17 protein-coding genes are annotated in these 20427 nt (G+C 34.3%); 9 read left to right on the top strand and 8 right to left on the bottom strand.

The features are described 5' to 3' along the window. Nucleotides 1-33 precede the first annotated feature (33 nt). Complete coding sequence (galE, locus tag LCF45_RS26790) at nt 34-1050, top strand: UDP-glucose 4-epimerase GalE (RefSeq protein WP_063226011.1); 1017 nt, start codon at nt 34-36, stop codon at nt 1048-1050. A gap of 49 nt (nt 1051-1099) precedes the next feature. Here the strand turns inward: galE and pelG are convergent, their stop codons facing one another. The 5 genes from pelG to LCF45_RS26765 are packed head-to-tail and all read right to left on the bottom strand — an operon-like array spanning nt 1100 to nt 7929. Continuing rightward, nucleotides 1100-2557, bottom strand: a complete 1458-nt coding sequence (gene pelG / locus LCF45_RS26785) for an exopolysaccharide Pel transporter PelG (protein WP_263894403.1) — start codon at nt 2555-2557, stop codon at nt 1100-1102. Continuing rightward, nucleotides 2545-3966 carry a GT4 family glycosyltransferase PelF gene (gene pelF / locus LCF45_RS26780; RefSeq protein WP_263894402.1) on the bottom strand — a complete coding sequence of 474 codons (1422 nt, stop codon included), beginning with the start codon at nt 3964-3966 and terminating at the stop codon, nt 2545-2547. The genes pelG and pelF overlap by 13 nt, the downstream gene beginning before the upstream one ends. A gap of 3 nt (nt 3967-3969) precedes the next feature. After that, nucleotides 3970-5802, bottom strand: coding sequence for a DUF2194 domain-containing protein (locus LCF45_RS26775; RefSeq protein ID WP_002130164.1), 1833 nt, complete (start codon nt 5800-5802; stop codon nt 3970-3972). After that, on the bottom strand, nt 5786-6706 hold the full coding sequence (locus LCF45_RS26770; RefSeq protein WP_078203722.1) for a tetratricopeptide repeat protein: 921 nt from the start codon (nt 6704-6706) through the stop codon (nt 5786-5788). Before LCF45_RS26770 ends, LCF45_RS26775 begins: the two co-directional genes overlap by 17 nt. After that, nucleotides 6706-7929 (bottom strand): GAF domain-containing protein, encoded by a 1224-nt coding sequence (locus LCF45_RS26765; protein WP_263894401.1) that lies wholly within the window; start codon nt 7927-7929, stop codon nt 6706-6708. The genes LCF45_RS26770 and LCF45_RS26765 overlap by 1 nt, the downstream gene beginning before the upstream one ends. Before the next feature lie 296 nt (nt 7930-8225). Here LCF45_RS26765 and LCF45_RS26760 point away from each other — a divergent pair, with 296 nt between their 5' ends. Next, nucleotides 8226-9044, top strand: coding sequence for a glycoside hydrolase family 191 protein (locus LCF45_RS26760; protein ID WP_002130160.1), 819 nt, complete (start codon nt 8226-8228; stop codon nt 9042-9044). Nucleotides 9045-9143: 99 nt separating this feature from the next. Here LCF45_RS26760 and LCF45_RS26755 read toward each other — a convergent pair whose 3' ends face one another. Next, nucleotides 9144-9563, bottom strand: a complete 420-nt coding sequence (locus LCF45_RS26755; RefSeq protein WP_002167290.1) for a hypothetical protein — start codon at nt 9561-9563, stop codon at nt 9144-9146. Between the two features lie 523 nt (nt 9564-10086). On the opposite strand from LCF45_RS26755, the gene LCF45_RS26750 reads away from it, so the two are divergent. Beyond that, complete coding sequence (locus tag LCF45_RS26750; RefSeq protein WP_002068662.1) at nt 10087-10677, top strand: AmiS/UreI family transporter; 591 nt, start codon at nt 10087-10089, stop codon at nt 10675-10677. A 43-nt stretch (nt 10678-10720) separates the two neighbouring features. Next, complete coding sequence (locus LCF45_RS26745) at nt 10721-11665, top strand: NAD-dependent epimerase/dehydratase family protein (protein WP_170935217.1); 945 nt, start codon at nt 10721-10723, stop codon at nt 11663-11665. Between the two features lie 88 nt (nt 11666-11753). Here LCF45_RS26745 and sodA read toward each other — a convergent pair whose 3' ends face one another. Continuing rightward, nucleotides 11754-12380, bottom strand: coding sequence for a superoxide dismutase [Mn] (sodA, locus tag LCF45_RS26740; RefSeq protein WP_002068665.1), 627 nt, complete (start codon nt 12378-12380; stop codon nt 11754-11756). Between the two features lie 219 nt (nt 12381-12599). On the opposite strand from sodA, the gene LCF45_RS26735 reads away from it, so the two are divergent. Both LCF45_RS26735 and LCF45_RS26730 read left to right on the top strand, forming a co-directional pair. Continuing rightward, nucleotides 12600-13670: a nitric oxide synthase oxygenase gene (locus LCF45_RS26735; protein ID WP_002089906.1), complete on the top strand. Its 1071-nt coding sequence runs from the start codon at nt 12600-12602 to the stop codon at nt 13668-13670. 361 nt (nt 13671-14031) lie between these two features. After that, nucleotides 14032-15600: a BCCT family transporter gene (locus LCF45_RS26730; protein ID WP_033731133.1), complete on the top strand. Its 1569-nt coding sequence runs from the start codon at nt 14032-14034 to the stop codon at nt 15598-15600. Between the two features lie 119 nt (nt 15601-15719). Here LCF45_RS26730 and LCF45_RS26725 read toward each other — a convergent pair whose 3' ends face one another. Continuing rightward, complete coding sequence (locus tag LCF45_RS26725) at nt 15720-17018, bottom strand: MFS transporter (RefSeq protein WP_002167291.1); 1299 nt, start codon at nt 17016-17018, stop codon at nt 15720-15722. 328 nt (nt 17019-17346) lie between these two features. Here LCF45_RS26725 and lytS point away from each other — a divergent pair, with 328 nt between their 5' ends. The 3 genes from lytS to lrgA all read left to right on the top strand — a co-directional run bounded on the left by lytS (nt 17347) and on the right by lrgA (nt 20399). Beyond that, entirely contained in the window at nt 17347-19116 is a 1770-nt protein-coding gene (gene lytS / locus LCF45_RS26720; RefSeq protein ID WP_078203725.1) for a two-component system sensor histidine kinase LytS, read from the top strand. Continuing rightward, on the top strand, nt 19094-19834 hold the full coding sequence (locus tag LCF45_RS26715) for a LytR/AlgR family response regulator transcription factor (protein ID WP_002130151.1): 741 nt from the start codon (nt 19094-19096) through the stop codon (nt 19832-19834). Before lytS ends, LCF45_RS26715 begins: the two co-directional genes overlap by 23 nt. Nucleotides 19835-19967: 133 nt before the next feature. Further along, entirely contained in the window at nt 19968-20399 is a 432-nt protein-coding gene (lrgA, locus tag LCF45_RS26710) for an antiholin-like murein hydrolase modulator LrgA (protein ID WP_002138935.1), read from the top strand. Nucleotides 20400-20427 lie beyond the last annotated feature (28 nt).

Genomic DNA, 20427 nt, shown 5'->3' with positions numbered 1-20427 from the left:
TTTATAATGAATGAAATATGGAGGACTATAATTATGGCAATACTTGTAACAGGTGGAGCAGGATATATTGGTAGTCATACATGCGTAGAATTACTAAAAAACGGTTACGAAATTATAGTAGTAGATAATCTTTCGAATAGCTCAGTAGAGTCTATAAATCGAGTGACAGAGATAACAGGAAAACAGTTTAAATTTTATAAAGAAGATATTTTAAATCGAGAAGCACTTGATATGATTTTTGAAGAAAATACAATTGAAGCTGTTATTCACTTTGCAGGCTTTAAGGCTGTAGGGGAATCAGTAGAAATTCCGTTAACGTATTATCATAACAACATTACAAGCACACTAGTGCTATGTGAAGTGATGCAGAAGCATAATGTGAAGAAGATGATCTTCAGTTCATCTGCAACAGTGTATGGTATTCCAGAAATATCACCAATTACGGAGGAGTTTCCATTAAGTGCAACAAATCCATATGGTCAAACGAAATTAATGATTGAGCAAATTATGCGTGATGTAGCATTTGCGGATGCAGAATGGAGTATCACATTACTTCGTTATTTCAACCCATTTGGTGCACATGAAAGTGGACGTATTGGAGAAGATCCAAACGGAATTCCAAATAACTTAATGCCATATGTAACACAAGTAGCAGTAGGGAAGTTAAAGGAATTAAGTGTATTTGGAAATGACTATCCAACAAAAGATGGCACGGGTGTCCGTGATTATATTCATGTTGTAGACTTAGCAAATGGCCATGTAAAGGCGCTTGAAAAGGTACTTGGCACTACTGGGATAGATGCATACAATCTCGGTACAGGTACTGGTTATAGTGTGTTGGAAATGGTTGAAGCATTTGAAAAGGTTTCGGGCAAAGAAGTTCCTTATAAAATTACGGAGCGTCGACCTGGTGATGTGGCAGTATGTTTTGCAGATGCATCGAAAGCGAAGCGTGAATTAGGATGGGAAGCAAAACGCGGATTAGAAGAGATGTGTGCAGACTCTTGGAGATGGCAATCAAATAACAAAAATGGCTATCTAGAAGTTTAATAAACAGATAAAAAAATGACCTTTTGCGGGAGCAAAAGGTCATTTTTATTTATTTATTTCCATTAAGTTTATTAGCAAATTTAGTAAAGAAAGTTCGCCGTTTTATAGGAGTATTTGACTGACAAAACGTATAGTAATCAATATCTTTAATGTAAGTAAAGAGTCTAGAAATAGCATATAAGAATGTAATAGAAGATCCAAGTGCAAAACTAATACCGTAACCATTGAACCCAAATGGAAGTAGAAGAAGACTTAATAACAAATTTGCAGAAAAGAACAGGGCTGATGTTCGAAATGCCCCTTTACGATCTTCAAAATATAAGAGTAGTAACGTGATAACAAGGACCATCCCGTTTGCATAAGCACCAATTATAGTCAGCTGCAAAATAGAGTATTCAAGTGTTACGTTCCCAGATTGTGAACTAAACATCCATATTATAAAAATAATAAGTAAAGAAAAAATACCTTGATTACGAAGTATTCGTTCCATTTCTTGCTTTAGGACAAAGTTCATTGATTCTTTTAATTGTAAAATTGTATTTAATGTCGCCCCATTGTTAACTGAACCGAAGAACTTCTTATACCGTTCATAAAACCTTGTTTCAATGGATACTACGAAGAAAATATAGGTTGGGATAATGCTTAAATAAGCCCAGAAAACAGATGTATCATAAATTTGATGATAAATAAACGTGTTTTCAATATTTCCTCGCCCTTCTCCGAACCAAATAACAAAGTTACATACCCAAATGCCAATATTGTAAAGTAAGCTTGACCAAAATAGTTCTGGATATTTATCTAAATAAGAAAGAAAGGTAAATTGTTCAGTAGCATCACTATTTGGAAACATTCGTACAATAACTATACTTAACCACACTAATGTAATGAAAGTCCCGATTGTAAAAGAAATTAAAAGTAATAGGGCCAATCCGTGTTCTATTCCAAGTGTTGGATGCCAGTAAGCGATAAGCGCAATTCCAGATAAGGAGAAAATGGAACCAATTAAAAATGCAAGAGCGATGGACTGATAATCTTTAGCTGCTGTTAAATAAATGGATTGAATCCAAATGATGTTTAAAGCTAAAAATAAAAATAGCATCACGATTTTATAATACAAGGCTAATGGCGTAAAAATTGCAAACAAAAGCCATAAGATAATAGCTAAAAAAAGTGTGATTTTCGTCATTCCTAAAAAGGAAGAAAATACTTTATCAGCTTGTTGCTCATATAAAAGGTCGGCCACATATCTAGTTACGATGAGCTGCAAGGCACCATATATGATTTGAGAAAAAATGAAGCAGTATGAAATTGAAATTGTAAAAAGGCGCTGTTCCTCAATTGAAATAGAATGGAACAAACTTAAAATGTATCGAATAGCTGTTACTGCTAAAATAACGACTAACCAAGGACCAGCTGTAACAAATAATGAAAATCCGTACGCTTTTATTCTGGAAGAATAGTAGTCTTCTTGGAATAATTTTTGTAAACGAAATCCTATCCCTGCCATGTTTTTTTACCTCTTTCTAAGTAAAGCTTACGATAACTATCAACGACACCTGATAATTGATAGTGCGCTTCAATACGATTGCGCCCGTTATCCCCAAATTGTTGAATGGATTCAGGGTGACGATAATACCACTCTAAATGAATGGCAACTTGTTCAGGGGATACAGGTGGTACAACAAATCCACATTGTCCGTAAGGATCTTCATCTTGTCCGTAAATTAATTCCTTACAAGAGCCGACATCTGTAACAACCCATGGTAATCCTGCTGCCATTCCTTCTAACATAGCTAATGGTTGTCCTTCAGATATACTTGTTAATACGAGAATATCTGTTTGTTTTAAGTAATCTTTAATATTTACTTTGCCGGTCATTATTACATGCTCTTCTAATCCTAATTGTTGAATTAAATCACGACATTCCTGAGCATATTCTGCTTCTTCCGTATCAGGACCTAGTAAGTAAAATATAAATGGAATATCTTTTTCTAATAATAATTTAGCTGCATAAATCATTGTTTTTACATCTTTAATTGGCACAACTCGTATAATAGCGGAAATGATGAGTTTATCCGAATTGTATTTTGGTTTACGTAACCCTTTATAGTCAGATAAAGTAACGCCATTTGGAACGATTTTTAGTTTATGGGCCGGAGCACCTAATTCTTTTTGATATGCACTATTTCGGCCGAACAACGTAATTACATCAGCGGCTTGTTCATATGCTTGATGAGACAAGTGATGAAAGAAAGAAACCCATCTTTTTTTATATTCAATTGGTATCCAAGTAGATTGTAGTATTTCTTCTTCACGCTCCCGAGAATAAATACCGTGTTCAGTTAGAATAAATGGTATATCGGACTTGGCACTAATTGCAGCACCGAGCAATCCACCATACCCTGTCGATACAGAATGAATAAGATCTAATTCAGGAAAATCAATTTGTAAAATTTGAATGATTGGTGTGAACATAGATCTCCACATCCAAAAGTAATTTAAGAAGGATCCACTACTTTCTTCATATAAATAGCTTTCTTTAATGATTGCATAAAACTCACGGCTTTCGAAGAAGGAATGGAGTGTTCCTAGCTTTTGTTTATTTCCTAATATTTGTAATGCTGTTGTATCGTTAGCTTGAAATGTAAACCATTTTTGAAGTGTCTGTACTTCTTGTTTAGTTAAATTGGTTTTTATATATTTTGCTTCATTTTCTGATTGCAAAGGAATCAGAATGATGTCTTTTACATTGCTTGGAATTTCATATTGATATTCATCTTCTGTTTTTACTTGAGGGACTATCGCGAAAATCGTAAATTCATGTTCTTTAAACTGCTGGATAATCATTTGAACCCAGCTTGCTACCCCTCCACTTACAAAGGGATAGCTGCCTTCAACGACCAAACCTATTCTCATCTGTTATGCTCCTTTAATTGGAATCGTAGCGCTGGCTTTCGTTAACGTAACGCTATAAATTTGGGAATCAAGCTTTTTAACTGTACCGTAAGAGAATGAGCCAGGTTGTATTTTCTTACCTTCTTCTACACGTATAATTGTTGAAGTATGGTTTGGTAACCCTTTATATGCAATGTGAACAGCATCATCTTCATAAGAAACATCTAGGTCACCAGTTTGATAAATTTTCATAGAAGCAGTTGCTTCACTTTGGGTCATACTTTTTATATAAGGATATCTTTCTCGTATTTCTTTAATTGTCTTTTTATAAGCTTTAAATAATTCTTCCCATGTTAAATTACCTGAGCGTTTTTCATCAAGGATATCATCTGGATGGACGAAATGTGAGATAACCCCTAAATTTGCGGTAACATCAGTTAAGATAAATTGCTCTTCATCTGTGATAGCATAGCCGCTCGTAATGCGCGGGAAGTGATAAATGTTTTTATTATGTTCATCTGGTCCAAATTCTTGAATTAAACTACCGTTACTTTTACTTCCCACATATAGAGAAGCAACTGTTTCCATAGTTGGAACCGCGTCGTTTAATGCACTTAATCCAGTTGTATTTATAATATTGGATGGTGGTACATAGGTTTTTAATTTTTCGTTTGGAAAGAAGTTATACACGAGTTTTTGCAGAGCATCTAAGGAGCTCTCCATATCCTCTTTTGAATTCCATGGAACATATTCAAGTGCTTTATCTACTGGATCTGGTGGTAATAATAAAGGTTGATGGTTATAGCCATGAATGCCTATTTCCCCGCCGTGACTTAGTAATTCTCTCCCAAATAATAAATAGGTATTTCTATTTTTACCTGTGAAATCTTCAAAGGGTGGCGTTACTTTATTTTGGTACGTCCCAATGGCAACACCCGTATATTTAATATCAAGATCTTCAGAGATATCCTTCATATTTTTCCACCAATGTTTTTTATAAAATTCTTCAACAGAAATTTTTTCTTTCGTTAAGTTTTTTAGTTCTCCACTTGGAATCGGAGATGGGAAGTCATCGATATACATAATCTCCGCTCCAAGTTGTGCTGTAGCGAAATTTGGGAAAATAGTACCCAGTGATTGAACGAACATACCTCTACCTAATTTATCGTTCAATGCTGTTGTATTCCAATATAAGACTTTTCCTTCACCGTAGTCATTGGTCCAAAGGATGGGAGTATCTTCTGCTGTAATCCAAGTATTAGTTGTATTCTCATCTAGCGTAATATTCAGTGAGCTATGAGTAAACAGTGGAGAAGAACTTGAGAGATCTGGATAACCAGGGAATAAAACTTCTTCAAAGGTTAATCCTTTCGCATCTTTGAAACCTTCTTTTTTGGTAATACCAAATAATGTGTTCCAGGAAGGATCTGAATCAAATCGGTTTGCGATAATAATTCTTCCGCCCATTTGTACAAAATTTTGAATATCAGCTTGTGGAAGTTGCTCCATTATTTCACCTGTAATAATAATCCCTGTATAGGGAGAGGGAGTAAGTCCCTTAATTTCATTAGCTGTAATATCTTTATAGTGTAGGTGTGCGTAATCCATTGCTTTCTTCGTATTAAATTCGACTTGTTGCCCTAAGGTATTATCCGTTTTTAAAACGTATAATTGCATTTTTTGTCCATTTTGAGCTACATCTTTTGCTTTGAGTGTTTTAACAGTATCTGTTTCTTTAGTTTTAGGAACAGAAAACTTTTGATAAAAATTTTCTGTTCGATATATAAGGATGGATAAAATTAAGAGAAATAAAATGATACTAATAATCCCGATATATATATTAATCCCCTTTTTCAATGTGTGCGCCTCCAAACTGCCTTACAAATAATTGATATTTACGCGGTAGTATATGAACTCTTTTTGCATCTGTTAGATTATTGATTAAGTTATAGAGCTCGTCCCATAACTGTTGCTCATAATATATTTCAAGTAAACCAACGTAACCGTAATATGATTCAGGATAGAAATGAATAAGATTTAAAAATTGTTCTTCAGACTTTGCATATTGTTTTGTGTGTAGAAACAGATTTCCAAGATGGAAAGGGTAAAGAGGTTCGTTAGGGAATAGTTCTACACCTTGTGTAATAAAATTCGTAAATTCAGCGATTATTTTTTCTTTTTGCTGATTAGAAAGAAGACCACTGTTTATATATCTTAAATAGTTAGAAACCAATTCTTTTGCAATTTCATTTTGTGGATTTTGTAGAAATTGCTTATTTAAGTATTCGATTTGTTTTTCGTACCGTTCATTTAGTAAATTAATAGTAGTTGCTGCGTAATGCACAGTTTCAGGATCTTTATGGTGAATGGCTTCTTTCAATAAGCCTCCTTCATTAGCAATAGAGGAGGAGCTTAACTGTACAATGAGTTGTTTATGTAATTCAGGCTTATCTAGTTCTAATCCAGAAGAAAATGAAATTAAGTCCATATCTTGTTTTGCTGATTCCAAAATATCTTCGTAATTATCAACGTGAAAGGCAACATAATCAGAGTATTGCTGTAACCACTCGGTTTTGGAACGTCTTATATTAAGTAATAACATGATTGCTGATACAATAAGTCCGATAAGCGGGAAAAGAAGAGATAGAATCAAGCAAAATTCAATAATTCCTTTTTTATCTTTAGTAATCAAACTTTTCGTAAATCGAAATAAAAGAAAAACCAAAATAACATAAATAAAATAAAGAAGGAGTAAAATCATTAGACTATCACTCCTTTAGAAGAAAGAGCGTTTTGTATACGAGTTTGAACTTGTATACAAAACTGTTCTTCAGTGCCAGGTAATAAAATCATGATTTTCTGCTCGGTTGTACTATAACCGAATATATCGATATCTCGCAAATGGTCTTTTAAAATAGAATTTATCATTCCTAAATAATTTTGTGGAGCATTGAACTCAAAATAGGAATATGGATAAGATAGTGTTTCGTAACGTTTCTTTTCTATTTTTAGTAAATGTTCAAATTCATCTTCATAATAAATGCTTGTTTTAGGGAATGTGCGATCCTCTTGACTGGATAGCCAAAGATTAGAAGCGTTTTGTAAACGATCACCCATCCAGCGTAAATACCATGTGAAAAGTTCGAATTGCTCAGAAGTTACTTTTGAAAATTCGATTTCGTCTAATATAATGACGTATTGTACATCATCTTGGAATAGGACGGGACCAACTAAAAGTGGAGCGTCTTGAAAATCCTCATCTGTACGGAAAAAAGGTCGATTATGCGCTAGCGCATTTTTGATGACTAAGGAAGCGTTTTTAACGAAAATAGATTGAGATAATGTATTTTTACCAGTTTCAGCTCTTAATTTAATACGAAGCGATTGTTTATTGTTATCAACGTGATAGATACCAATTTTTTTTGCTCCAAAATACATTTTTAATACATTCATTCCTTCATCGAGTACAATTTCAGGATGTGTATGATTTAAAGCTTTAAACATATGATACATTTTAGATAAGTGGTTATTTGACTCAAGTACACGAGAACGTAGTGTAATACGTGTTTCATCCAATTGTTTCACGACATATTTTAATTCTTTATTTTCAGCTTTCAACTCATTATTTATCATATGTACATCTTCATAACGTTCTTTTTGTGCAGTGCTCATCAGTCCACAGCATAAACTAATAACAAGTAAGAAAATCCAACTTATCCAGTAATCTAATGAATAAAAGTACAGTAATACATCATTTTCTTTATATATACCGCTTATAAAAATATAAATCATTGCTTCCAGAAAGGCGAAAAGGGCAATAGATATGCCATACCGGCTAGAAATAATTAATGTAATAAATAAGAGTAGGAAGTATTCATACGTTGGTGTAAGAAAATCGGTTAGTATTGATAGAAAAAATAGTGCAATAAAGAGAATCGTAGGTTCAATCATCTTTTGGAATATATTAGATTGTCTATAGTGCATAAAAAACCCCTTCTTTCGTTTGCAAATTTAATTTTGAGGAATAGTACACTGAAATAAAATACATAATTTAAAAGAATTATTTTAAGATATATAATATATAAAGCCCAAATCATTTTATCAACAGAGATGTAGTAAATTCAAGTGAAATAAATTCTAATTTCTGTTAATGTATTGAATTTATTGGGATTTTTATAAAAAATCGAGTTTGAAAAAATGTAGAATGTTATGGTATTACTATATTTGTATTAACATTTAAAACAATAGAAAATTACAGTTGTATAGGGGGTAATATTATTATGGAGTGGAAACGTTCCGTATGCTTTTTAGCTATATTTTCTTTTATTTTTTCCTCAAGTACATCCGCACAAGCAAATGTTGTGGAACCAGTTTTAAAAAATGTACGAAGTTATAAAATTTATTATGGTGAAGCAAATGAGCAAGTAATTGAGAGACTTTCAAAGTATGACATGGTCATTATAGAGCCATATGCATTTACGAAAGAACAGGTTCAGCAATTAAAAAAATCAGGAACGGTAGTTCTTGGCTATGTTAGTGTTTTAGAATTAGAATCGTGGCATAAATCGCAAGTAGTTGAATCAGACTATTATTATAGAGATGGTAAGAAAATGAAGATTGAGCAGTGGGATACATATATTATGAATTTAGCTGATGAACACTACCGTGGGATTGTTGTGAATAAGGTGAAACAGCAAGTTATTGGAAAAGGAATAGATGGGGTGTTTTTAGATACAGCTGGTGATATTGATGACTATTTTTATGATCAGCCGTCTACCCAAGGGAAATTTCGAGAAGCATATGTAAATTTATTAAAAGAAATTAAAAGTGTTGATTCCAACCTGCTTCTTATACAGAATTGGGGATTTGACACAATCAAAAATACATCCTTGAATTTTATACATGGTGTATTGTGGGAAGACTTCAATAAACAAGTTATTGCGAAAGATGAATGGAGTCAAAAGTGGATGCGTTATTTTAAACAACAAAGCAATAAAATTGTAACGTTTACCGTGACCCCAGATAATGTATCTAAAAAATATAGTTCTACAAATGGATTTGTTCCTACAATAAATCCGAATGATATTTATGATAAATAGCAAGTGTTCAAAATGAGATACTATCAAGATTGACTATCACGCTTTAGGTCAGTAATACGATTATCTTATAAAGATAAATGTATTACTGACCAGCCCCTTTCACATAATAGGGGAGATTAAATGAATTCGAACGAGTTGTTTATGGTATACTGTATTACCTTCTTGGCTTGTATATGGCGGGATACTTCGCCCAAAACAATTTGCAACAATATTGGAGTGGCCAGGATAAGAAATACGAATTTCATACAAATCAATAGAGTCATCTAAATCAGCATAAAAAACTGCTAAGTGGTTGCCTTGTAAAATATATGGGAATGCTACTTCCGTATTTTCACCAATTAGTACAGGTAATTTTACAGGATTAGAATAGTTAGACCAATCCCAAACCTCTATAGTTACATGGTGTGTGTAATATGCATCTAAATTTACAATGTTTACTACTGCTGAAACAGTTGCAGGCTCTCTTGTTAATACACCTGTGGAGTGAAAAACAAAATGATTTGGATAATGAAGAGGCATAAATATCAAACCTTTCTAAATTAATATGAGTGTACGATATTCTATGCAAATAATTAATAGAATGAGATAGGGAAAATGTATCATTCTACTAATTTTTTATAGAAATTCAAAACGTAGTATTGAAAAGTATTCCAACACTTGTATCATTGTTAGAGTACGTTTATAATCAAGGAATCCTATTTCATGTTTTGATAGGGTTATTTATTATTGAAAGCGTTTTAAATTTGTTATTTTTTAAGGTAGGAAGTCTAACTTATTTAGGTTAAAAATTATGTATGTAGTTTTAAATAGGAAGAAAAATAATAAAGTGAAACTTTAATCAGTGGGTGGGGGTTGTTCATCCCCACTGATTATTAGCCTTCACCAATCGGGCTTTACGGGCAGTTGATCTCCCACTTAACTTCTTTGCTCTAGCTGAATTTTGAGGTGGGAGTTTTACTGCTCGTTAATGCGGGATAAAGCATCACTTTATATTGTGGGGAGGTTAAAAGTGTGAAAGGGAAAGATTTTCACACGAATATATATGGGTTACGTAGGATTATTACTTTCAGGTGCAGCTTTATTTTTAAATAGTCTTGTCATATTAGGCAAAGTAGAGATGAAAAGTGCAGGTGTCTTTAATTTATTTGTGGGGGCATTACAAATTATCATTCCGTTCTATTTGATTATGATTTCTGATCAAAGTAATTGGACGGTATATTCATATGCGGCTACTTTTTTATTTGGTTTAACTTATTTATATGTAGGCGTTACTTTTATTAAAGGAATGGATAGTAGTGGACTAGGCTGGTTCTGTATTTGGGTAGCAATTATTGCTTTATTTTATATGATTGTTTCATTTGTTCAATTCCACGATGTTGTTAATGCGTTAACATGGTTTATGTGGGCATTACTTTGGTATTTATTCTTTGTATTAAATGCACAAAAAAAGAATATCAATCAATATCTTGGCAGAATTGCCTTTGTACAATCATGGGTAACATTGACGTTGCCTTCACTCTTTTATTTTATGGGAGTATGGGGCGAGGGATTCATATATGAACTATGGGTTTATGTATCAGTAATTTCTATTTTATATTGCTGCTATTGTATTTTTAAATATCGAGTACGTTAATGTATCGTGTGTAGAAAAAACATGGAATCGTTAAACTGATTCCATGTTTTTTTATTTTAGCGTTTATAATAATAGAGGTAGTATTTTACAATTTGTAAAAACGGGGATGATGAAGGTGAAAAAAGTATTGGTGCTAGGGGGAACAAGATTTTTTGGTAAACATTTAGTAGAAGTACTGTTGCAAGCTGGACATGATGTAACGATTGCGACGAGGGGAGTTACTGAAGATTCCTTTGGAAGTGCAGTAAAAAGACTGATTGTAGATAGAGAAGATGAGAGGCTACTAGAAGAGCATTTTGAAGGTAAAAGTTATGATATCGTATACGATAATTTATGCTATAGCTCGAATGCAGCGAAGATAATATGTGAAGTGCTAAAAGGAAAAACGAAGAAATACATTATGACATCTTCAATGGCTGTCTATGAGCCTGCGTTAGGCCTATTAGAAGAAAACTTCAATCCGTACGAGTATACAATTACGTATGGAGGTAGGAATGATTTCAATTATAGTGAAGGTAAGCGATTAGCTGAAGCAGTTTTATTTCAACATGCAACATTCCCAGTCGTTGCGGTAAGATTTCCCGTCGTTATTGGAGAAAACGATTATACGAAAAGATTACAATTTTACGTTGAACATGTTGTGAAACAAGAGTCTATCGTTGTGGATCATGTAGATGGAGAGTTGTCATTTATACATGAAAAGGAAGCAGGACAGTTTTTAGCTTGGTGCGGGATGGAAAACATAGAAGGGCCAATTAATGCTTGTAGTAACGGGGTGGTTTCTACCAGAGAAGTTATTCGTTTCATAGAAGAGAATACCGGGATAAAAGCGCTCATTCAAGAAGTAGGAGATAATATTGCTCCTTATAATGGAGTGATTAATTGTACGTTACATAATGGAAAGGCTCGTGAATTAGGGTTCCCGTTCCGAGAGTTGAAATTAGAGATGGAAAAAGTTTTACGTTATTACATAAATACAATGAAATAATCATAAATCCCCCGGTGGCAATCCGGGGGATTCTGGAGGATTTCGACAATACTAATTTTACATTACCAAATTTACCTTATACGCATGACTAATGTGTTTGTGATTGAATTGCTTGTAAATACTTTTCATTTACCCGGTCCCAGTTCACCGTATGCCACCAGTTGGTAACAAATTCTGGACGCCGATTTTGATACTTTAAATAATAGGCGTGTTCCCATACATCGATGACGAGTAATGGAATTTTACCTTCTTGCAAAGGTGTATCTTGATTGGGTGTACTCATAACGGAAAGTTCCTCACCGTCCAGAACAAGCCATCCATAGCCACTTCCAAAACGACTAATAGCTGCTTTGGAAAGTTGATCTTTTAAGTTGTCAAAGGTATTGAAATAATAATCAATTACTTTTGCAACGTCTCCATTAGGCTCACCGCCACCTCGCGGGCTCATTAATTCCCAAAAAAGACTATGACAATAATGTCCACCACCGTTATTTCTGACAGCTGTAACAATTTCTTTTGGTAAAGTTTCTAAATTACATAGTAACTCTTCTAAAGATTTATTATGTAATTCCGTATAGTTTTCTAAAGCGGCATTCAAGTTATTTACGTATGTCGCATGGTGCTTTCCATGATGAATAGAAAGCGTGTTGCTATCGATATATGGCTCTAGTTCATCATAGTCATATGAAAGCTTTGGCAATTGAAATGAAGACATAACATTCCCTCCTTTCTTATTAAAAAAAGTTGGTCTAGGTAAAAATAATTTACCTGAGTCAAAAATACACCTATTTTTTATACAAGTCAATAGTAATCTCTTTAATTTTCTGAAAAATATTACAATAAAAGTAACACTTCGACTTTCATTTGTGACTCTTATTCTTTTTGCTTATACTGTAAAGTAGTAACGTTTTGTTGAAATAGAAGGAGATCGTTTATGAGTAAAACGAAACAATTAATAGAGGAAGCGAGTCATTTTATTACGGTTTGCTATAAAGAGCTTAATAAAGAACAATTCATAGAAGAGAGAATAAAAGAAATTCAAGTTGAGATAGAGAAGACGGGGACGTATGAGCATACATTTGAAGAACTTGTTCATGGATCACGAATGGCATGGCGCAATAGTAATCGATGTATCGGAAGACTATTTTGGAGTAAGATGCACATATTAGATGCACGTGAAGTAAATGATGAGGAAGGTGTATACAATGCATTAATTCATCATATTAAATATGCAACGAACGATGGGAAAGTTAAACCGACAATTACAATTTTTAAGCAATATCAAGGTGAAGAAAATAATATACGAATTTATAATCACCAATTGATTCGATATGCAGGATATAAAACAGAAATGGGAGTGATTGGTGACTCTCATTCCACTGCGTTTACAGATTTTTGTCAGGAACTTGGCTGGCAAGGAGAAGGTACGAATTTCGATGTATTGCCACTTGTGTTTTCTATAAACGGGAAGGCACCTATATATAAAGAAATTCCGAGAGAAGAAGTAAAAGAAGTGCCAATTGAACACCCAGAATACCCGATTTCGTCACTTGGAGCAAAATGGTATGGGGTTCCAATGATTTCAGATATGTGCTTAGAAATTGGCGGTATTTCTTATACGGCAGCCCCGTTCAATGGATGGTATATGGGAACGGAAATTGGGGCTCGTAACTTAGCGGATCATGATCGCTATAATTTACTTCCGGCTGTTGCGGAGATGATGAAGCTCGATACATCGAGAAACGGTACGTTATGGAAAGACAAGGCGCTAATTGAATTAAACGTGGCTGTTTTACATTCTTTTAAAAAACAAGGAGTTAGTATTGTGGATCACCATACAGCTGCACAACAATTTCAACAATTTGAGAAGCAGGAAGCGGCATGTGGACGGGTTGTAACAGGTAATTGGGTGTGGCTCATTCCACCGTTGTCGCCAGCTACCACTCATATTTATCATAAACCGTATCCAAATGAAATTTTGAAGCCGAATTTCTTTCATAAATAATAGCTAGTATAGTTTTTTTTCTGCAAAATATAATTTTTTTAATTACTGTTACGTAGCAAATGGAAGCCTTTACTATCAGTTATTTTTGGAAAGGACTTTTTGAACCAAGGAGTTCCTTATGTTATAATCAAATTTCTGTTTCGAAGACCTTATAGAAATATAAGGTCTTTTGTTTTGCTTTTTTATGTAATAGGAATAGAGATTTTCTTTTAAATAAGGGATTTAGCATATTTTTAGGGACAACATAAGTGTGTAGGAAATTGATGAATTATTATACTTATATAATCATTGTGTTTTGGGTGTAAACAAGAAAACATAATAAAGTTGTTTTTTTAGATTGCTGAGGAAGGAGGAAGTGTAAATGAGGATGAAGAGTCGAAAAACGGATTGGCCTGTATTTCTTATTAGTGGTGGCTCACTTTTATTATTTGTAATTGCAGTTATTTTAAATAAAAGTTACGTAGAGGGAGCCATTAATAGCAGTTTTGCAGCTTCAATTAAATATTTTGGTGCCTTTTGGCAGGTTTTATTAATTGGTACATTTGTTGTTGCAATGTGTATGGCGTTTTCAAAATATGGGAGAGTTAAACTTGGGGGGCTAGAAAAACCTGAGATTAGTACGACAAAATGGCTCGCTATTATTATGTCTACATTACTTGCTGGAGGTGGCGTTTTTTGGGCAGCCGCAGAGCCGATGTACCATTTGATGACGGTGCCACCAATACATGAAGGTATAACTGCTGGAACGAAAGAAGCGGTAATGCCGGCTTTAGCACAAAGTTATATGCACTGGGGTTTCCTGGCTTGGACGATTTTAGGTACAATTAGTGCGGTAGTTATGATGTACGGGCATTATCATAAAGATATGCCTTTAAAACCTCGAACGCTTTTATATCCTATTTTTGGAGAGAAATTGCGAAAGAGTTGGCTTGGAACAATAATCGATGTATTTGCCATTATTGCGGTAGCTGCAGGGACGATTGGTCCAATCGGATTTTTAGGACTACAAGCAAGTTATGGGTTACAAGCATTGTTTAACATTCCTGATGTGTTTACTACTCAATTAGCCATTATTGTTTGTGTAGTAGCTGTTTCTACTATATCTGCGGTAACAGGAATTGATAAAGGGATTCAAATTATAAGTAATTTAAATGTTAGGTTAGCAGTTCTATTAATGGTATTTGTATTACTATTTGGACCAGGTGGATTTATTATCGATTCATTTGTTTCTTCGTTTGGATTTTATATAAATGAATTTATTCCAATGAGCACATATCGTGGTGATACAGCTTGGTTAGGATCGTGGACAATCTTTTTCTGGGGATGGTTTATTGGATATGGACCGATGATGGCAATTTTAGTGAGCCGAATTTCAAGAGGAAGAACAATCCGAGAAATCATCGTTGCAATTGGAATTATTGCACCTATTATTACAACGTTTTGGTTTACTATACTAGGGGGATCAGGTGTGTTTTATGAGTTAATGAATCCTGGTTCTATCTCGACCGCATTAAGTGAATCTGGTATGCCAGCGGCTATGATTGCAATTACAGAGCAACTGCCACTATCTAATATTATTGGACCTGCATTTCTTTTATTAACAATTTTATTTGTAGTGACAACAGGAGATTCAATGGCTTATTCGATTTCAATGGCAGTGACTGGAGATGGAGATCCTAGAATTAGTTTGCGAGTTTTTTGGTCGCTTATTATGGGCGCAGTTGCGGCGATTCTTTTATATATGGGTGAGGGAAGTATTAACGCCTTACAATCCTTCATTGTAGTGACGGCTGTTCCGGTATCTATTCTGTTATTCCCAATGCTATGGCTAGCGCCTAAAGTTGCAGGGGAATTAGCGTTAAAACAAGGTATTGTAAAAGAAGAAGATAAAACTAGCTTCTTGTTCCAAAAAGCTAGTAAATCAAAATAAATAATTGTATTTATATAAGAAGAGGAAGCATTTCATTTGAGATGCTTCCTCTTTGCTATTTATCCAAATACTTTTCCTGAGGGGACAGTATTTGGATAAACATTTCGTACAGTTTCAATCTATTCTAATACTTTATCTTTCGTCTCTGGGACACATAATAGCATTGTAACTAAACCGATTGGATAGATAATGAAGATGAGAGATAATGCTCCCATTAAATTACCACCTGCAGCAAGTAAGCCGATAATAACAGGTCCAAATCCAGCTAACCCACGTCCTGTACCGAAAATAAAGTTCTCTGCTGTCGAGCGAGCTTCAGCAGGATAGTTTTCAGCTAAAACTGCTCCGAATCCCCCCATCATGCCATTGGCAAAGAATCCAAGCAGTGCACTTCCCCATAACAATGATGTTGAGTCTGTGAATAAGAAGAAGTAAATGAGACAGTATATAGTACCACCGACGTAATAGATTGTAAAAGTTTTACGGCGGCCAATTTTATCGGCTAGAATACCAAAAGTTGCAATTCCAATTAGCATGCCGATTGTAGAGATGAACATCCAACCGCTCGCTTTTGCTAACGTGTAATTATATTTATTTGCTAAAATAGTTGGCATCCAAGTGAAAATTCCATAATATCCGAAGTTCTGGATAAATGACATAATAATAAGACCAATGGTTGTTATCGTTACTTTTTTATTGGCAAATAACTTTCGAAGTGGGAACTTTTTTATTTGCTTTAGTTGTTCTGCTTCAGTGGTTGTTAAATTACCTTCAGCTTCTTTTTGTAACAATTCTTTTTTGTATCGTTGTTTTTGTTCCCATATTTTCGGTTCACTTAAACTTTTGCGGACGTAAACAGCTAATAGAGCGGGAATGAGTCCAAATAAGAAAACAGCTCTCCATCCAAAATGCGGGACGATAAATGCCGGAAGGAGTGAAGCGACTAGTACGCCAAATTGCCATCCAAGTGCAACAACGGATGTCGCCTTAGCGCGCATTTCTTTAGACCATGTTTCAGTTACGATGGCCATTCCAATTCCGAATTCACCACCAACCCCCATTCCAACTAAAAAGCGAAGAATTAATAATTGCCAATAATCTGTTGCAAAATAAATAAGTGCTGTTGCTAGTGAGAATAGTAAGATTGTGAAGGCCATCGTACGGATACGCCCAAATAAATCAGCAATAAATCCAAATAAATAAGACCCGGTTAGCATTCCTATTGTGGTAGCTAATGTTAAGTTTCCACCTTCAACAGGGCTTAAATGAAATTCTTTTAAAATGTAGACGAGTACGAAAGATAAGAGCAACATATCTAAACCTTCTGCTGCATATCCTAGCGCAGAACCAAACAATGTTTTATATCTTTTCTCCTTCGTTTCCTCTGTTGTTGATTGTACATCAGTAGTGACGTTCATCATTACTCCTCCTTATTTTCTTCTACAGTCGCTATGGAAGAATAACAAAAGGCCTTCTCACCTGATATGATGAGAAGGCCAAAAAAGCATACGTATCCCTAAAAAAGACCATACGTATAGTATATTCCGACTTCCTTCTCAACCTCACGGGGTTGGGTTAAAGGACTGTATTATATTACTTTATTTTTAGCACTCTTCTGTTAGATTGTCAAATAAAGAGGGGATAGTTATGTGTAAAATATTTCAAAAGATATTGCATTCTTCTTGACGCCCACTTCATTATTTTCCCATAATAAAACTAACTAATATAAAAAGGAATGAATCACAGATGCTAAATTTAGTACTTATGATGATTGAACGTGTCGGACTTATTGTTATTTTAGGATTTTTACTTTCTCATATTAAAACGTTCAGGCGCCTTCTTCATAGACAAGATGGGTATGTAGATAAGCTTAAGCTTATTTGTATTTTTTCAGTGTTTACAATTGTCAGCAATTACACAGGAATTGAAATTGCCGGGAATACAATTATGAAAGAAAATTGGCTACAAGGTGTTTCGTCATCTAGTACAATTGCGAATACACGTATTATGGGTGTTGGAATTAGTGGATTGCTTGGTGGTCCTATCGTCGGTATTGGAGTGGGATCGATTGCGGGTATTCACCGTTATATGCTTGGCGGGACGACAGCGCTCAGTTGTGCAATCTCATCAATTTTAGCAGGTGTTATAACGGGGTATATTGGATACATTTTCAAAAAATATAATCGTGTAATTACGCCTAAATTTTCTGCGATTTTAAGTGTTTTTATCGTTACTTTAGAAATGCTTATGATTCTATTAATTATAGAAGATGGACTTAGTGTTGTAAAAACAATTGCGCTACCGATGATTCTTGTAAATAGTTTTGGCAGTTTCATTTTACTTTCGATGATACTAGCTATTTTACGACAAGAAGAAAACGCAAAAGCTTTGCAAACGCATAAAGTATTACGAATTGCTGATAAGACGTTACCATATTTCCGCCAAGGGTTAACAGAAGAGTCTTGTAAACATGTGGCACAAATTATTCACCGCTTTACGGGAACAGATGCGGTATCCTTAACAGATACAGAGGAAATCTTAGCTCACGTTGGATTAGCATCAGATCATCATATTCCTTCACACAGTTTAATAACAGGTTTATCAAAAGAAGTATTAAAAACAGGGAAAATAATGAAGGCAAAATCACGTGAGATTATTAATTGTCAACATGAAGGGTGTCCATTACAAGCGGCAGTTGTTATTCCATTAACTTCACATGGAAATACGATAGGAACATTAAAACTTTATTTTAAAAACCCTAATCAATTAAGTCGTGTTGAAGAAGAGTTAGCGGAAGGGCTAGCGAAAATATTCTCCACACAGCTTGAGTTAGGTGAAGCTGAGTTACAAAGTAAGTTATTGCAAGATGCCGAAATAAAAGCGTTGCAAGCACAAATCAATCCGCATTTTTTATTTAATGCAATTAATACAGTATCAGCTTTATGCCGAACAGATGTAGAGAAAGCGAGAAAATTATTATTGCAGCTTAGCGTTTATTTTCGTTGTAATTTGCAAGGGGCACGACAATTACTTATTCCATTAGAACAAGAGTTGAATCATGTACATGCATATTTATCGTTAGAGCAAGCGAGGTTTCCGAATAAGTATGAAGTGAAGATGTACATTGAAGAGGAACTAAAGGTGACTTTAGTTCCACCATTTGTGCTTCAGCTATTAGTTGAAAATGCATTGCGCCATGCTTTTCCGAAAAAGCAGCCAGTGTGCCAAGTCGAGGTACATGTGTTTGAAAAAGAAGGGATGGTTCACTTTGAAGTAAAGGATAATGGACAAGGGATTGAGAGTGAACGTCTAGAGCAATTAGGAAAAATGGTAGTTCCATCAAAGAAAGGGACGGGAACAGCCTTATATAATATTAATGAACGACTTATCGGGTTATTTGGGAAAGAGACAATGCTTCAAATTGAAAGTGAATTAGAGCAAGGGACAAAGATCCTCTTTGTGATTCCGAAAAAAGTAGAGGAGGAAAAACGGAGTGTTAAAAGTATTAGTAGTTGATGATGAAATGTTAGCACGGGATGAATTGAAATATTTATTAGAGAAAACAAAAGAAGTAGAGATAATTGGTGAGGCGGATTGTGTAGAGGATGCATTAGAAGAATTAATGAAAAACAAACCAGATATTGTTTTTCTAGATATTCAGTTATCTGATGATAATGGATTTGAAATCGCAAATATATTAAAGAAAATGAAAAATCCACCTTCAATTGTGTTTGCTACTGCCTATGATCAATATGCATTGCAAGCATTTGAAGTAGATGCGTTAGACTACATTTTAAAGCCATTTGATGAAGAACGTATCGTACAGACATTAAAGAAATATAAAAAACAAAAGCAAATAAAGTTAGAAACAAAGCAAGATGTAAAGAGTGTAGATGTAACGGCCGAGATGCATAAATTAGCATTACCAATTGAGGAATCAATTGTACTTGTTAACATTGAAGATATTATTTATGTAGGGCTTGTAGATGGGAAAGTAACTGTAAAAACAATGAAAGAAACATATGTAACACATGATACGCTTGTCATTTTGGAAAAGAAATTACCACAAACAATTTTTATGCGTGTTCATCGTAGTTTCGTTGCTAATATTAATCATATTTCTGAGATACAGCCGTGGTTTAATTCGACTTATAACTTAATTATGAAAGAGGGATCCAAAGTCCCGGTTAGCCGTACATATGCAAAAGAACTTAAAAAGCTGCTTCGTATTTAAGAAGCAGCTTTTTGTATTTCGTCTGCCTATTTTTGTAACTAATTTTGTATATTTGACGTTCTGTTATGTAAACGCTTACAGTTTTATTTTTATCTTATACAATAAAGGTACCAAATCGAAAGAGGTGGCCAAAATGAGTACGAAAAAAGTATATAGTTTCTTATCACAAGCATTCATATTTTCAGCTATTATGTTAGTTTCTAATATTATTGCAACGCATTTACCAATTCCGATGCCTTCATCGGTGATCGGATTAGTTATTTTATTTAGCCTATTATGTTTAAAAGTTATTAAATTGGAACAAGTTGAATCATTCGGAACGGCTTTAACAGGTATTATCGGATTCCTTTTCGTTCCATCAGGTATTTCGGTTATTAATTCTCTCGGTGTAATGGGACAATATTTTATACAAATTTTAACTGTAATTGTTGTCGCAACAATTATTTTACTCGCTGTAACAGGATTATTTGCACAATTTATTTTAGGAAAAGACGATAAAGAAATAGAAGATACGAAAGAATTGAAAGTAGTAAATAAAGGACGCAAGCACGGAAAAGTTGCGTAACCAATTTAGTATATATTGTTAGGAGGGA

Origin of the sequence: Bacillus sp. 41-22 (genome assembly GCF_025809295.1) — a bacterium.
In the GTDB taxonomy this organism is placed as follows: domain Bacteria; phylum Bacillota; class Bacilli; order Bacillales; family Bacillaceae_G; genus Bacillus_A; species Bacillus_A mycoides.
This window is presented reverse-complemented; position numbering and strand designations above follow the sequence as displayed.

Coding starts and splice junctions, on each gene's coding strand:
- LCF45_RS26750 (WP_002068662.1), top strand. CDS start 10,087: ATGGGTTACGTAGGATTATTACTTTCAGGTGCAGCTTTATTTTTAAAT.
- LCF45_RS26745 (WP_170935217.1), top strand. CDS start 10,721: ATGTTTTTTTATTTTAGCGTTTATAATAATAGAGGTAGTATTTTACAA.
- LCF45_RS26755 (WP_002167290.1), bottom strand. CDS start 9,563: ATGCCTCTTCATTATCCAAATCATTTTGTTTTTCACTCCACAGGTGTA.
- pelG (WP_263894403.1), bottom strand. CDS start 2,557: ATGGCAGGGATAGGATTTCGTTTACAAAAATTATTCCAAGAAGACTAC.
- LCF45_RS26730 (WP_033731133.1), top strand. CDS start 14,032: ATGAGGATGAAGAGTCGAAAAACGGATTGGCCTGTATTTCTTATTAGT.
- lytS (WP_078203725.1), top strand. CDS start 17,347: ATGCTAAATTTAGTACTTATGATGATTGAACGTGTCGGACTTATTGTT.
- galE (WP_063226011.1), top strand. CDS start 34: ATGGCAATACTTGTAACAGGTGGAGCAGGATATATTGGTAGTCATACA.
- LCF45_RS26770 (WP_078203722.1), bottom strand. CDS start 6,706: ATGATTTTACTCCTTCTTTATTTTATTTATGTTATTTTGGTTTTTCTT.
- LCF45_RS26765 (WP_263894401.1), bottom strand. CDS start 7,929: ATGCACTATAGACAATCTAATATATTCCAAAAGATGATTGAACCTACG.
- LCF45_RS26735 (WP_002089906.1), top strand. CDS start 12,600: ATGAGTAAAACGAAACAATTAATAGAGGAAGCGAGTCATTTTATTACG.
- LCF45_RS26760 (WP_002130160.1), top strand. CDS start 8,226: ATGGAGTGGAAACGTTCCGTATGCTTTTTAGCTATATTTTCTTTTATT.
- LCF45_RS26725 (WP_002167291.1), bottom strand. CDS start 17,018: ATGAACGTCACTACTGATGTACAATCAACAACAGAGGAAACGAAGGAG.
- lrgA (WP_002138935.1), top strand. CDS start 19,968: ATGAGTACGAAAAAAGTATATAGTTTCTTATCACAAGCATTCATATTT.
- sodA (WP_002068665.1), bottom strand. CDS start 12,380: ATGTCTTCATTTCAATTGCCAAAGCTTTCATATGACTATGATGAACTA.
- pelF (WP_263894402.1), bottom strand. CDS start 3,966: ATGAGAATAGGTTTGGTCGTTGAAGGCAGCTATCCCTTTGTAAGTGGA.